Below are 15,615 nucleotides of genomic sequence, written 5' to 3' on the forward strand. Positions count from 1 at the left end.
ATTAACCTGTAAGCAACATTACATAGACTGGGGGAACGAAGTTGGACACAAGTAAAAAGAGACGAGTAGGCAGTTTGGTCATGATCGGAGTATTGGCCCTATCTGCAGCCCTGAGTGGGTGTAGTAACGGGAACGAAAAGAAAACTGAATCAAGTACACCAGCGACAACGTTGGAGCTCAAAAATGGGAAGTATGATCCACCAGTATCCATTACGTATTTACGACCATGGGGTCCAGACGTGAAGTTTAAGTCAGGCGAGGATCAGGATAACAACGTCCATACAAAATGGGCCAAGGAGAAACTCGGAATTGAGTTGAAAAACCAGTGGATATCTCCATCCACCAATAATGCATTTGAGACAAAACTGCGTCTATCGCTTGCTTCCAATGCGGACATGCCGGACATTATTTCGTATCGCGGCGAATTCAATCTGGTGCGTGAATTGATTGAGTCCGGAAAATTTGTCGATGCGGGCGAGTTGTTTGACAAATATGCCAGCGACACATGGAAAGCAGCCGTAAACGAAGATCCTTCCGTATGGTATCCATACATGCAAGATGGCAAAAAGATCGGTATTCCGATTCTGGACTATTCCTATAATGGTGATCCTGTCATGTGGATCCGTGAAGACTGGATGAAGAAATTCAATCTGGAAGCACCTAAAACGATAGATGATCTTGAAGTCATTATGGAAACGTTTACGAATCAAGATCCGGATGGCAATGGGAAGCAGGACACTTACGGACTCACCATTGGCTTCAAGAACTGGCTGAACACATGGATGTCTGAAGCTGGGTGGGTATTTGGCGCTTATGGTACAATGCCAAACCAATGGAATCTGACGGCAGACGGAAAACTTGAATACGGTTCCGTTACACCTGGTGCAAAACAGGCTTTGGCCAAATTACAGAGCTGGATGAGCAAAGGGTATATCCCAGAAGAAGCCGGCGTGTATGACGAGACAAAAGCAGCTGAAGAATTTACTGCCGGAAAAGCAGGTATTGTGGTTGGTCCTCACTGGATGCCATCCTGGCCGCTGGAGGATGTGAAGAAAAACAATCCTGAGGCTGAATACAAGGCGTATCCAATTCCTTCTGGTCCAAATGGTCAAGCAGGAAGACATGGTACGTCAAACGGAAATGGCGTAGTTCTAATTAACAAAGACATGAAAAATCCGGAAGCCTTTTTCACCTATCAGAACTATCTCTTTGATCACTATGCAAATCCTAAAGAGGGCGATGAGTTTGAGCATGGATTTGCGGAAGGATACGATTGGGTTATGGTAGATGGGAAACCATCAACCGATGCAAGTCTTACGGGTGGTTATGCTCCAGAGAAGTACACCTTAACGTTTGATGGAGCGCGTATTCCAAATCTAAGCATGACAACACTTGCCAAGCTCGCGAGCGGTGAAGAAGCAACTACACCATTTGAGAAGAAAATCAAATCAGGTGTACCAGTACCTATGCTTGATGCAGCCAAGATTGTTTTGGATCAAAAGGATATCGTGTTCAATCAAATGTTTACCGGTGCACCTTCAATGACGATGCAGATGAACAATGACATTTTGACAAAGATGGAGAAAGACACCTTCTCTCAAATTGTGTATGGCAAAACCTCTGTGGACGCGTTCGACTCATTTGTTGAGAAGTGGAAGTCTTCAGGTGGAGATCAGATTACGAAAGAAGTTAACGAGTGGTATGATTCCGTGAAAAACGGAAAATAGGATGACGCAGGGCTGGCTGAATTGAATCATCGCGGCCACATAAGCACCAAAAAGGCATTGCAGGAGAAGATCTCCGGCAATGCCTTTTTGTATTTGATATGGAGAAGGGGAAACCGGAGAGATTACTAGAACGTCAAGTCTGGTCTGTGTACTCTCTTAAACCGGCAGATTTTCCCGATATTCCTGCGGTGTAAGATCATAAAATTTCTTGAAAACTCGGATGAAATATGCGGTATTGTTGTAACCGACAAGTTCTGCAATCTCAAACACTTTGGCGGTTGATGTTCGCAAATGATAGGCTGCTTTCTCCATTCTTAACCGGTACACATAGGCAGTAAGTGCTTCACCTGTCTCCGCCTTGTATACCTTGGACAAGTAGACTGGGTGCAGATGCACATGGTCGGCAATTGCAGGCAGTGATACATCTCCAGCCAGATGAAGGTCGACAAAACTTTTGACGCTGCGCACAATGGTGCTGTGATTGTCTCTAAGCTCTTGTTCAGCATCATCTCGTATGTAATGAAGTGTACGCACGGACCAGTCCTGTAGCTGCTGCGCAGTGGAATAGCTGGGAGCTTGAAAGTAACGATAGGAATCTGCTGGTATCAAAGAAGAGATTTGTTTGCCATTTTTATGAATGATGTACGCAAACGCGCCCGCAATAGCAAAATACACCTCAAAAGTTGACTCAGCAATATCATGATGTTCATTGGAATGCAGCAGTTCCTCAAAAATGTGCTCGATTTTCTGTTCCACATCCTCAAAGCGACCAGCTTCGAGCAGGCTAATCAACGTTGGTGGCTGATACAGCGACCTGATCGTATGTAGAGGGTTGGCATCCGTTTCATCGGAAGCGGTGACAAACAAACCTTGCACCTGACCCATCCGTTTACGCATGGACATAACCGTTCGCTCATAGAGTTCTCCAATTTCATGGGGAAACTTGCCCCAACTGGAGACGGAAATGGAGATTGCACCTTTCAGGTATAACTGAACATTGGTTTGAATCTGGGCAGCATACTGCTCAAGCAATGTCTGAGGCGTCTCACTCCTGCTATAACTCATCGTTGTGGAATGTTTCATGCTTACCAGAACAACAATGTAATCATGAACGTCTCGTGTGTGCCAGATATGAAAATGATTATGCATCACTTCACTTATGATATTACATATCGCATATTCCATTAGGGCCAGGTCGCCGTGTGCCATATCGGATAGATGTTTCTCCATACGGATAATCAACATGCCGAGATCTTCTCCTACGGAGTAGGGAAGCTCCAGCAGATCAAGCTTGTCTGCCAGCGTCTTCTGATCATAGACTTTTCCAGTCAGCAACTCATGCAGCATCGTGGATTGAAGCAATGGCAGATGATCCTGAAAGGCGTGTAAGGCTCTTTGATGAGATGCTGCGGTTTCCCACTTTTCTTTAATTCGATGAACAAGACGTTGCACGGATTCGATCAGATCTTCATCACTAACGGGTTTCAGTAAGTAGTCAAAGCTTTCCTGCGCAATGGCCTGTTTCGCATATTCAAAGTCGGCGTGACCTGATAACAGAATCGTCTGCACATGAGGCCACTTTTCATGAATCGCTGTAATCAGTGCAATGCCTGACATTTCGGGCATACGTATATCCGTAATTACAATGTCAATGTCGTGGTTGTCCATAATTTCCAGCGCTACTGCACCGGATAATGCTTCATGAACTGTACCGATCCCGCAGCTTTCCCACGGAATGGTCTCTGCCAGCGTTTCCACGACGGAACGTTCATCGTCAACTAATAATATTTGCAGCATGGGTCGTTCACCTACTTGTCTGTATTGTCGTGCCACGTGATGTTAACTTTAATCCCACCCATTGAAGAATGATCATAAGATAGTCCAGATCCTTCACCGTACAGAAAAGATAAACGCTGATGGACATTCCATGTACCACATCCCATATTCTCATCCAGCGGTTTAAGAAGATTATCTCTCAGATGATCAAGTTGTTTCTCAGACATGCCAAGCCCGCTGTCCTCCACGATAATTGTGTACACATCATCCTCGCAGTCCGCATAGATTTTAATCTCACCATCTACCGATTTGGGCTCCAGACCATGAATAATAGCGTTCTCAATAATAGGCTGGAGGGTTAGTCTGGGAACTGTTTTATCTAAAATATCATGGGGCACGTCGATTGTAAAATGCATTCGTTCCAGACGAAGTGACTGGATTTCCAAATAATTTTTGACCATCGTCAGTTCTTCACGAAGCGTGGCTTGATCCTTTTCGGACCTGGTTATGTATCGGTAATACTCCCCCAGATTCAGTGCCATGGCTACCACGGCCTTTTCATTTTTCATTCGGGCCATGTTCTTGATATAGAACAGGCAGTTATATAGAAAATGCGGATTAATCTGCGATTGCAACTGTTTGAGCGTGGCTTCCCGACTTCTTAATTTCTCCTCATATACATTCTCGATTAATTCTTGAATTCGTTGAGCCATGATGTTGAAACGTGCAAATAACAGGCTGAACTCATTGCGTGCAGAATGATGCAGCCGAACGGAAAAGTCCCCGGTGGACAAGCGATTCGTCCCTTTCACCAACTGTAAGAGTGGAAGCTGCACACTTCGGTAGAGTGTATATAATACAACAACGCTCATCACGATCAGAACGGCAATTGAAGCGTAAAAAAGATTCCGGCTGCTCGTAATCGGTTTCAAAATTTGCTGCATAGGCACATAGTCAATATAATACCAGCCAAGGCTCTTGGATTGAATGTAGGAGACGTAATATTCCGTTTTGTTCAACGTTGTACTGAAGCCACCGCTGGCCTGCAGTTTTGCTTCTTTCAGGGAAGGCAGGATTGCGTTCAAGGTCTCCTTTCCAGAACTATTGCTGATTAATCCATAATCGGGATGGAACATGAACGGGTCGCCTTTATTATTTAACTTGTTTTGATTAAGAAGTGCAGTTAAGTGATGAACTGGAAAACTGATTTTGGTAATCAATCTGGCTTTGCCAGGTCTCGCCATCGCTGTCGTTGGATCGGTAGTGTACCAGATAAACTGATTGTCGGCATAGGTCCAGGATTGCGAGAGAGGCTCCTTAAATTCATCATCCCTGTACGGAATGTAAGCATAATAATCCGTTGATATCACTTTTTGCATCCTTGGGAAGTATAGTGTGATGGTCGAATGCCATTTGCTTGCTGCGTTGTACAGATTCATTTTCTCCAGAATGGCGCTTCCAACTTTCACACGTTCATAGGGAATGTCCTTATAGTCGGGACGTTGATATTCCTGAATACTCGAATCTTGCCCAATAGACATCCCATACAATGACAGTTGGTAAATATTGGATTCTACTGAATCAGCAAATGTCGAGAGATGATTCATCGTATTGTTCTGAATCTCGTGTTCGATAACACGCACGCTTTCCCGGTTCGAATATGTATAGAGAAACAGCACCAGAATAAGCAGCATCACAAACAACAGTGTAATTTTGGTAAAGACATTCAAGCGTGTGAACAAAGTCCAACCTCCTTAATCTTATTAAAATATTGATATCGTTGTTGCAATATTAGGATATAGATCACAAATTTCCATTGCTATAATTTTAATATACAAGTTCACGATGACTTGTAAAATACAAAATTTAGAACATGGGGGATGCAGGAGTGAAGGAACATACGTTAGAAACGCCGCATAAACGGCGCTCCACCAGGGTTAAACAGCGCTGGAATATGCAACGGAACTGGACCTTGCATATGATGCTCATTCCAGCTGTATTGCTGGCACTGGTGTTTCAGTACATACCGATGGGCGGCATTGTAATTGCTTTTCAGGATTTCAAACCATACTTGGGATTTTCTGAATCCAAATGGGTGGGTTGGGACAATTTCCGATATTTATTCTTATATCCGGACGTAGGTCAGGTGATCTGGAATACGCTGGTCATTGCATTTTTCAAAATCATCGCAGGACTATTCGCTCCATTCCTGTTTGCCATTTTGCTCAATGAAGTACGCTTGACGGCATTCAAGAGAGTAAGTCAAACGCTTGTGTATCTACCGCATTTCCTATCATGGGTTATTCTCGGTGGTATTCTGCTCGATATCCTGTCTCCTCAGGGCGGCATGGTCAACCAGCTTGTCGTAGCCTTTGGAGGAGAACCGATCTTCTTCCTGGGAGACGGTACATGGTTCCGAATAACGCTGATCCTCAGTGATGTGTGGAAAGAATTTGGTTTTGGTACGATCGTATTTCTGGCTTCTCTCTCAGGAATTAATCCTGCGCTCTACGAGGCTGCCGAGGTGGATGGGGCCAACCGATTTAAACAGACGCTGCACATTACGATTCCGGCATTAATGCCGATTACAATCGTACTGATGACACTCTCTATCGGCAATATCCTGAACGCCGGTTTTGATCAGGTGTTCAACTTGTACAATCCGCTTGTGTATGACAAAGGCGACATCATTGACACCTTTGTATATCGACTCGGGATTCTGAACGGGAAGATGAGTTTTGCCACAGCAGTAGGGTTGTTCAAATCTGTGGTTGCTACCATTTTGATAGTTATATCTTACAGAATGGCTTACAAACTAGCTAATTATCGAGTTTTCTAGAGAGGAGAAAAGGGCTTGTATTATAAAACAAAAGGATACCGCATATTCAGCATCGCTAACTATACTTTTCTTGGGATATTATCGATACTCTGCATTTTACCAATTATTCATATATTGGCTGTTTCATTCAGCAGTATGGCGCCAGCATCATCAAACCTGGTTACCTTCTGGCCCATCGGGTTCACAACCGACGCATATGTAAAAACATTCGGGAATTCAAACTTCATCAACTCCTTGATCGTGTCACTTAAGAGAACTGTAATTGCGACGATCATCGGTATGGTCATCATGCTCTTAACCGCATTTCCGTTGTCGAAGGAAGATATCAGTTTTAAAGGTCGCTCCTTATATACGTGGTTTTTCGTATTTACCATTTTGTTCAGCGGCGGTTTGATTCCAAGTTACATTCTGATCCAGAAGCTTGGCTTGATGAATACAATCTGGGCGCTTATTCTGCCTGGCGCACTGTCCGTGTGGAACGTTATTCTCATGATGAACTTCTTCCGCGGTCTGCCCAAAGAACTTGAGGAAGCAGCTTATTTGGATGGAGCAGGTCATATCAAAACGTTGATTCTGGTCTACGTACCGCTTTCACTTCCAGCTATCGCAACCTTGTCCTTATTTACGATGGTGTATCAGTGGAACTCCTGGTTCGACGGCATGATCTATATGTCTGATATTAAAAATTATCCACTTGCTTCTCTGTTACAGACCATTATCGTTCAGCAAGATCTCAGCAAAATCAACGTCGATCCTTCCATGTTGGAGAATATCTCGCAGCGAACTGTACGCGCAGCACAGATCTTTATCGGCGCGCTTCCGATCCTGATGGTATACCCGTTTTTACAACGTTTCTTCGTTAAGGGGATCGTTATTGGAGCAGTCAAGGAATAGGCTATGCAAATGCAAGGATAACTGAGCTGAGGGAGGAAGAAGGATGAGAAAAGGACTGGCATGTATGGTGGCATGGAGTTTAATGGCTTCTCTCGTTTATCCAGCAACTGCTGGAGCAGAAAGTGTACAGGGTCAAGCGGAGGTGGGAAATGTGCAGGCAAAAAGCCTGCACTTCTCTGTTCCCTATACAGACCTGACGGGGCATTGGTCACAATCTGCAGTTACACGTTTGCAAGACTTGAATTTATTGAAAGGTTATACGGACGGTACGTTCAAGCCCAGTCAGGTCATTAGCCGAGCTGAATTCGTCATGATTCTGGATCGGGCCTTTGGTTTCACCGGTAATGCGGCGACTGGTTCATATGCGGATATGACTTCAGACGATTGGTACTATGACGTGATGGTACGAGCGAATGGTTCTGGCATCATCGAAGGGACAGACCGTGAACATCTGTCACCACAACAACCGATTACACGCCAAGATGCAGCGGTTATGGTAGATCGAGCTTTTCAACTTTCAGCGGTTACAAATGAAGATAGTGAACAATTGAAATTTCAGGATGCAGATGATATTTCCGGTTATGCAAAGAAAGCGCTTACCTATCTGGTGAACGAAAATATTCTTAAAGGTTTCCAAGGCAAATTAAATCCCAAAGCCCCGATTACACGAGCGGAGACGGCAGAGTTACTGTCAGCGATGATTGCAGATGTAAAAAGCACTCCTGGAACATATGAGTCCCGGGTAGATGGCAACTTGATTATTAAATCGACGGATGTCACGTTGAAAAATATGATTGTTAATGGAAATCTGCTGCTGGCAGAAGGCATAGGCGAGGGATCTGTTGTTCTTCAGGGCGTAACTGTTACAGGAAGTGTCATCATTAAAGGCGGAGGCAGTCATTCCATCAACATTAACAACTCCAAGCTGAAGCGAGTAGTCGTTGACAAACGTGGGGAACCCGTCAGAATTGCCATTACGGAAGAAAGCAACATTCAGGAGATGCATGTAAAGCAGAAATCCATTCTGGAGATCTCTTCAAATAGCCTGATTGATTCCATGAATATTCATGCAGAAGCGAGTCAGACTCGAATGGACACCAAAGGTACGATCCAAAAATTGAGTGTAGATGCCGATGATGTTGTGATCAACGGAGAGAAAGTAAAACAAGGATTGCGCACATCCATGGTGGGTGAAACCCAACAACCTGCTTCATCGCAGCCTGGTGGTTCAACAAATGTGACAAGTACACCCACACCATCTTCTCCAGACGGGCAATCACCGTCTACACCATCAACACCAAGCAATCCTGCGGGCGAAAAACCGGTTCCAGCAACAACGATTCCGCATGATCAATGGGAGCTGGTCTGGAATGATGAGTTTAACGGCCCTTCGATTGATGCTTCCAAATGGAGCGTGCAGGATACAGGACTCGTTTATAACAATGAAATGCAATATTATAGCCCCGATAACACTCGCATTACAAAAGATCAGAATCGAAGCGTGTTGCAGATTGAAGCAAAAAAGGGTCCGAAAAACGGTAAAGATTACAGCTCTGGCAAACTGATCTCCATGGGAAAAGGCGACTGGACCTACGGTAAAGTAGTTGTACGTGCGAAGCTTCCGATTGAAGAAGGCATGTGGCCTGCCATATGGATGATGCCAACAGATGAAGCACATTATGGTGGATGGCCTGCCTCTGGAGAAATCGATATTATGGAGCTAATTGGTGGCAAAGAGAGTAATAACCAGGTATATAGCACATTGCATTATGACAGTGTGAAGCCTGACGGTTCCCATGGACATGATCAGGGAAGCCTTACTCTTCCGAAGGGAGAAACTTTTGCTGACGATTATCATGATTTCCAGGTGGAATGGTTGCCGGGTATGATTCGTTTCTATGTGGATGGAAAGCTACATCATGAAGTGACCAACTGGCAAACGAAGGCCGCGGGCCAACCCGAGTATTATACGTTCCCTGCACCATTTGATCGTCCATTCTATCTGATTCTGAATCTGGCAGTTGGAGGAGACTGGCCGGGGGCACCTGAAAGCAACTTCACTTCCGAAAAGATGAATGTTGACTTTGTGCGAGTATATTCTTACAAAAATCTAGACACGTGGCCTGATGTAACAACAAATCCCATCGAGCCTGCACAACAACGTGACCCACAAGCCGATGGCAATCAAATCTACAATGATCGTTTTTCGGAAGGGTCTGCAGACAATGGAGTTCCTCTTCAGTGGAAATTCATCACAAATGCTGATGGAGCTGGCAGTGTCAAAGTTGTAACGGATGAGCAGAAAGGGAAGGCAGCAGAAGTTACCATTGATGCATCGGGTACTGAAAACTACTCGGTTCAACTCACTCAGATGCCGATGTACATCAAGAAAAACAAAAAGTACAAGATACAATTTGATGCGAAAGCATCTGCTAACCGTACGATCATGTCCAAACTGAACCAATTTGAAAAAAGTTGGACCAATTATTCGGGTGATAACACCTTTGCACTCACGACAGATTGGCAATCCTATGACTATACCTTCAATATGCGGGATGGCACGGATAACAATGCCAGATTCGAATTTAATCTGGGGTTGGATGATACAACCGTTTGGTTTGCCAATGTCAGACTGATCGAGGTGGGTGAAGCTGATCCGTTAACTGTCGAACGAAACGCGCTACCTGATGGCAACTTTATTTACAATGGCACATTCGATCAAGGCAAGGAGCGTCTTGGATTCTGGTCAAGCAGCATTCAGGACAGTGCGGCAGCCAATATAAGTGTAAATAACTTTTCGAAATTCCCAATTATGGAGCGTCAACTGGTTGTTGAGGTTACTCAAACGAATAATGACCCACAACAAGTTTCGGTGAACCAACCGGATTTGAAACTGGAAGCGAATACAACGTATGGTTTCTCCTTAGATGCCAAGGCAGACACACCGCGAAGTATCGACATTGATGTTGTCAGCAGTAATGGGCATACAGTACAGGTTCATCAAGGGCAAAACCTCTCCTTGAACCAAGAAATGAAAACATTCACTGGTGAAATCATCATTGGAGATGGAGCATCAATCGCACAATCCGAGCTAAGAATGTTATTCGGCAGTTCTGAAGGTAAGGTATATGTGGACAATGTTCGTCTGACGAAACGCGGAAAACCTCAGTCAGTGAATGGCTACGCACATGTTCCTGCAACCGAAGCCTGGATGATGCAGGGCTTACAACTGGAGGACTCCGTAGAAGGAGGCAAACATGTCAGTTACATGGATCAGGGAGATCTGCTGCAATATAAAATCGATGTAGCTCACGACGGAGTATATGTTCTGTCTGCCCGAATGGCCAGTGGAAAAAGTGATTCCAAGGTTCAGTTCAGCATTCAGGATGAACAAGGTACAACCGTTGCACAATCAGACCTGAGTCTCGGAGACACGGGTGGATGGCAAGCATATCAAACGGTGTATTTCCCAGGGGTCAACTTGACAGCAGGCAAACCCTATTATGTGAATTTTGAAGGAGCAGATTATAATACACGTTGGGTGGATATTTCACAAAACAAAATTCAGAACAGTGAGCTAACAGCTGATCTGAATCATTGGGAGCTAACTCCTAATGATCTGACAGCCTCACATGAAGAGGGCGCAGGATTAACGATTAAATTGCCTGGTACAAGTGAACATTGGTGGGATGCTTTGTTGCAACAAGGTCAGATCAAACTTGATGCAAACAAAACGTACCGACTTACCTTCGAGGGATCTGCTTCCAGTCCTAAATCCATGCAAGCGGTTCTTTCTCAGAATGCAGGGGATTTTGTGAAGTATTTTGAAGAAGAAGTGGAATTAACCGCGGATCAAAAGTCGTATACTTACACCTTCACTATGGGGGATACCTCCGATTCGGCAGCCATGCTTGCATTTGGATTAGGATATCCGCTCTCTACAGGTGAACACTCGATTCACATCCATAACGTGCAGTTATATGAAGTTAATCCGAATGCAGATCAAGGAGGGCAGCCTGCTCATGTTAATCTTATTCCTAATGGAGACTTCTCCAAAGGTAAGGAAGGTTGGTTTACCCATGCGGACGGTAATGCAGCGGACCTTGAGATGCAAGTTAGCAATCAACAGCTTCAAGCCAAGATTGGTCATGCAGGACAGCATCCATGGGATCGTCAAGTCATCAATGAAGGATTCGGCATACAGCAAGGTTTTAAATATAAATTAACGTTTAAAGCCAAAGCGGAGAAGTCCAGGAAATTGGGTTTGGGGATTGGATGGGTCGATGCAGCTGCCAACTATGAATGGCATGGGTTTTTTGGGGCACGAGTTGATTTGACCCCAGAAGAACAGGAGTTCACGTTTACATTTGATGCAACAGAAGACAGCTATGCGAATACTCGAATTTCATTTGATCTGGGTAACATTGATGGTGAGCAAGATGGCAACACAACCGTCTCATTATCCGAGGTCAGCTTGATTAATCTGGGTCCTGCCAATTAACTTCTGAATTCTCTATAATTTGTCTTATATGCTTGCCTAATTCTCTTATTACCTATGCATACAGATAAAGTTGTCCAGGAATGACATCATCCCCATGGCAAAATCAAATCGCTTAAAGAATTATCCAGCGAATATGAAGAGAAACCTACTACGAATTAAGCAAGAGACTGTCAGTGAACATTGCTGGCAGTCTTTTCTTCATATATCGCAGACATTGAGCGATACGTACTTACTCTATTCTAAAAACGAATGAACACAAGATATAATGTCTGTATAGTTCGTAAATAACTGTGAACAAATCGTTAATTCATTGACATTGCATGTAATTTTAATTAAAATACGAAATGGACTTCAGGTTGAAAACAGATATGAGTATCTTTATGTTTAGTTTAGAGCTTAGCTGTTGAATCTTTAAATCCTAACAACGAATATAGGAGCGACAATATTACAATCCTATATGAAGATTAGGATTTTTTGTTTTTAGCTTTGGAGTATAATTTGAAAGTTGGAGGCTGGCTTTACCATGGACAAATGGTTCAAACTTAAAGAACGAGGCACGACTATCCCCACAGAAATTATTGCAGGGGTTACAACATTTTTCACAATGGTATACATAGTTATCGTAAACCCAGGAATACTCAGCAGCACAGGCATGGACTTTAACGGAGTATTCATAGCAACGGTACTTGCAAGTATTGTGGGAACTCTGATTATGGGAATATGGTCCAATTATCCAATCGTCATTGCGCCGGGTATGGGCCTGAATGCATTCTTTGCCTATAGCGTAGTTGCCGGGTATGGCGTATCTTGGCAGGTTGCATTGGGAGCCGTATTTATAGCAGGGATTTTGTTTATTATTTTATCACTGACTTCATTCCGTTACATGTTGCTAGATGCAATTCCTGCTAGCTTAAAACATGCCATAACCGCAGGGATCGGATTGTTTATTACAACGGTAGGTTTGCAAAATGCCGGGATTATTGCCGATTCAGAATCGAATTTGATTACGATCGGAAACTTGGCTGAGCCAATGGCTTATCTGACCATTATCGGATTGATTATTACCGTTGTGCTGATGGCTTATAATGTGAAAGGTTACCTGTTCATCGGAATGGTGGTAACAGCGATACTTGCCTGGATCATGGGACTATTCCAAATGCCGGAATCGATTGTATCCATGCCGCAAGGCCTCGCGTCAACGGCTTTGCAACTGGATCTGGCAGGTGTATTCTCGAATGGTTTATATACAATCATATTTACCTTCTTGTTGATCACGCTGTTTGATACGACAGGCACGATGCTCGGCGTTGCTGAACAAGCAGGATTGCTTAAGGATGGTAAATTCCCACGCTCGCGTGGCGCATTATTGGCAGATGCCGTAGGAACAACCTCAGGTGCTTTGCTCGGAACAAGTCCAACATCGGCTTACATCGAATCCAGCACAGGGGTAGCTGCAGGAGGAAGAACGGGACTGACAGCGGTAACGGTAAGTGTGCTGCTTGCGCTGACCTTGTTCTTCACACCAATCGTAAGTGTAATATCAAGCATTCCGGCGATTACTTCTCCGGCACTGATTATTGTTGGATACTTTATGATTAACGTTATCAGCAAAATCAAATGGGATGATCTCGAAGAAGCATTTCCTGCCTTCCTGATTATCATTCTTACTCCATTGACGCATAGTATTGCAACAGGCATCGGCGTAGGTTTCATCTTTTATCCGGTACTCAAGCTGCTTCGTGGAAAAGGTAAAGATGTTCATCCAATCTTCTACATTTTTGCGGTATTGTTCTTCATTCAGCTTGTGTTCCTGGACCACTAAAACTGTCTTATCCTATGGAGAACTGCTCTCAACAAGCAGCTCTCTTTTTTTATGTAGTTCATACTCCGTTCATATTCCCGTCACGAAGGGGACATCTTCCATGGTTACACTATACCTATGTCGCAAGAGCGGCTCTACAGATATAAACGACAGGAGAAGATGGAAATGGCAGAAGCAGTGGATGTAACAACAACGGGGACTAAGGGCCGTAAAAAACGGTACTTATGGTTGAAAATAATAGGTGGTATTGTCGGCGCGCTGGTGCTGTTCATGGGCATCACGTTTGTCGTTCATACGATAAGTAATGGGGCCGAGAAAAAGAAAATCGAATCGTACGGCCAACATGTCAATGTTGATGGGAAGAATATGAATGTATCCATTCAAGGTAGCGGCGAACAAACCATCGTGTTACTTCCCGGACAAGGAACACCGTCACCAGTACTTGATTTCAAATTGTTAATCGATGAATTAACTTCCGATTACAAAGTTGTGGCGATTGAGCCTTTCGGTTATGGGTTAAGTGACCAAACCGAAACGGAGAGAACCACCGAGAATATTGTTAGTGAAATTCATGAAGCTGTACAGCAGCTCGGTATAGATCGTTATATTCTGATGGGGCATTCCATCACGGGACTGTACGCGGCGACTTATGTGAACACGTATCCGGATGAAGTCTCTGCTTTTGTCGGGATCGATAGCAGTGTCCCGAATCAACCTGGCATGGATGTTAAATTACCTTTGAACTTAATGAAATTCTTTCAAAAATCAGGCTTAATGAGAGTACTCAATAAAGTGAGTGGTGATTCATATGCATCACTTGACTATGATGAACATACCAAAGAACAGATGAAGTTGATTTCGAATCAAGTCTCAACAAATCCGACATTAGTAAATGAGCTTAAACATCTGGGTTCCAATTTCAAAAATGGAGAAAAACTCACGTATCCTAGTGATCTGCCAGTGCTTCTCTTTGTTCAATCCAATAACGAGAAAAACCCGCAGTGGATTCCGTTACATGAAGCACAAGCCAAACAATCCGCGCAGGGCAAAATGATCCCAATGGAAGGTTCACATTACCTGCATCATACGAAATACAAAGAAATTGCCGAGGAATTCAAATCTTACATGAAACAAATCCAATAGGATGATTGATTAATAAACTGCGGTACCGAATCTGGTGCCGTGGTTTTTTGTTATCAGGAGAGGCTAAAATAAAGACTTGACCTTAGGTCAGACCTAAGGTTTATGCTTGTAATGTGAAAAACAGCAAAGGTGGTGAATTGGTTGAGTGATGAAATTACGATTAGTGAGCTGGCAAAGCTGATGAAAGTCTCTGTACATCAAATTCGATACTTCGAAGAAAAAGGGGTGTTACACCCTGCTTATATAGCAGAAAACCAATACAGGATGTATGGGGTAGATGAAATTTACCGTCTATCTCATATTTTGTTGCTTCGCAAAATGGGACTGTCTGTTCAAATGATCAAGGAATGTTTGAGTAATCTGACAACCATTCAAATCACATCATTATTTCGCCAAGCGTTAGCAGACACGGAAGCAGCCATCACTCAGCTTCAGCAAACAAAGCACCTTATCAGCAAGTTGCTGCAGGAGAAAGATCATATTCCACGTGATGAAGAACAAGTAACTTATTCTATTGTTACTCGTGAGGAGGTTCACTTATCCCTGTGGTTCCATATGGAAGCGCAAGGATATTTGCATGCAAGGAGACTGATCCAACACAACGGAAATATTCCCGATTTATTTGAAGCCGACATCCTTTATGCGTACGATGAGACGGACACCCTAGGAATTTATACACAAAAGGAGGGAGCGAACGATTTAGTTTTGCCTAGAGGAAAATATCTTTCTCGTCATGTATATGTACAAACTGAAGCTGAACTCAAAGAACATATCAACGAATTCTATGCTTATGCAGAACACCAGGGCTATCCGTATCACGGTCCACTTATTATGGTAGAAAAATCTTATTTATCTTTATTCACACCAGAAAAGCTTCATTATGAGCTATTGTTACAAATGATCGAGTAGGGGG

General features: G+C 43.7%; 9 protein-coding genes. 7 read left to right on the forward strand and 2 right to left on the reverse strand.

Annotation, left to right across the window (positions count from 1 at the left end):
* Positions 1-41: 41 nt before the first annotated feature.
* Positions 42-1,727, forward strand: a complete 1,686-nt coding sequence (locus NSQ20_RS16825) for an extracellular solute-binding protein (protein WP_340030380.1) — start codon at positions 42-44, stop codon at positions 1,725-1,727.
* 156 nt (positions 1,728-1,883) lie between these two features.
* Here NSQ20_RS16825 and NSQ20_RS16830 read toward each other — a convergent pair whose 3' ends face one another.
* Entirely contained in the window at positions 1,884-3,524 is a 1,641-nt protein-coding gene (locus NSQ20_RS16830) for a response regulator (RefSeq protein WP_340030381.1), read from the reverse strand.
* A gap of 11 nt (positions 3,525-3,535) precedes the next feature.
* The gene (locus tag NSQ20_RS16835; RefSeq protein WP_036615626.1) at positions 3,536-5,245 is read right to left on the reverse strand and encodes a sensor histidine kinase; all 1,710 of its coding nucleotides are present in this window, start codon (positions 5,243-5,245) and stop codon (positions 3,536-3,538) included.
* Positions 5,246-5,457: 212 nt separating this feature from the next.
* Between NSQ20_RS16835 and NSQ20_RS16840 the strand changes: the two genes are divergently transcribed.
* The 6 genes from NSQ20_RS16840 to NSQ20_RS16865 all read left to right on the forward strand — a co-directional run bounded on the left by NSQ20_RS16840 (position 5,458) and on the right by NSQ20_RS16865 (position 15,611).
* Positions 5,458-6,342: an ABC transporter permease subunit gene (locus NSQ20_RS16840; RefSeq protein WP_100527900.1), complete on the forward strand. Its 885-nt coding sequence runs from the start codon at positions 5,458-5,460 to the stop codon at positions 6,340-6,342.
* 15 nt (positions 6,343-6,357) lie between these two features.
* The gene (locus NSQ20_RS16845; protein WP_017688354.1) at positions 6,358-7,236 is read left to right on the forward strand and encodes a carbohydrate ABC transporter permease; all 879 of its coding nucleotides are present in this window, start codon (positions 6,358-6,360) and stop codon (positions 7,234-7,236) included.
* A gap of 43 nt (positions 7,237-7,279) precedes the next feature.
* Entirely contained in the window at positions 7,280-11,737 is a 4,458-nt protein-coding gene (locus NSQ20_RS16850) for a carbohydrate binding domain-containing protein (protein ID WP_340030382.1), read from the forward strand.
* A 523-nt stretch (positions 11,738-12,260) separates the two neighbouring features.
* On the forward strand, positions 12,261-13,559 hold the full coding sequence (locus tag NSQ20_RS16855; RefSeq protein ID WP_017688352.1) for an NCS2 family permease: 1,299 nt from the start codon (positions 12,261-12,263) through the stop codon (positions 13,557-13,559).
* A 165-nt stretch (positions 13,560-13,724) separates the two neighbouring features.
* Positions 13,725-14,702, forward strand: a complete 978-nt coding sequence (locus tag NSQ20_RS16860; RefSeq protein WP_036671311.1) for an alpha/beta hydrolase — start codon at positions 13,725-13,727, stop codon at positions 14,700-14,702.
* Between the two features lie 141 nt (positions 14,703-14,843).
* Positions 14,844-15,611, forward strand: a complete 768-nt coding sequence (locus NSQ20_RS16865; RefSeq protein WP_340030383.1) for a MerR family transcriptional regulator — start codon at positions 14,844-14,846, stop codon at positions 15,609-15,611.
* Positions 15,612-15,615 lie beyond the last annotated feature (4 nt).

The sequence above is a fragment of the Paenibacillus sp. FSL K6-1122 genome (genome assembly GCF_037977015.1).
Lineage (GTDB): Bacteria > Bacillota > Bacilli > Paenibacillales > Paenibacillaceae > Paenibacillus > Paenibacillus amylolyticus.

What these genes read in the sequence shown, in the direction of transcription:
- NSQ20_RS16850 (WP_340030382.1), top strand. Translation starts at nt 7,280, where the DNA reads ATGAGAAAAGGACTGGCATGTATGGTGGCATGGAGTTTAATGGCTTCT.
- NSQ20_RS16855 (WP_017688352.1), top strand. Translation starts at nt 12,261, where the DNA reads ATGGACAAATGGTTCAAACTTAAAGAACGAGGCACGACTATCCCCACA.
- NSQ20_RS16830 (WP_340030381.1), bottom strand. Translation starts at nt 3,524, where the DNA reads ATGCTGCAAATATTATTAGTTGACGATGAACGTTCCGTCGTGGAAACG.
- NSQ20_RS16860 (WP_036671311.1), top strand. Translation starts at nt 13,725, where the DNA reads ATGGCAGAAGCAGTGGATGTAACAACAACGGGGACTAAGGGCCGTAAA.
- NSQ20_RS16840 (WP_100527900.1), top strand. Translation starts at nt 5,458, where the DNA reads ATGCAACGGAACTGGACCTTGCATATGATGCTCATTCCAGCTGTATTG.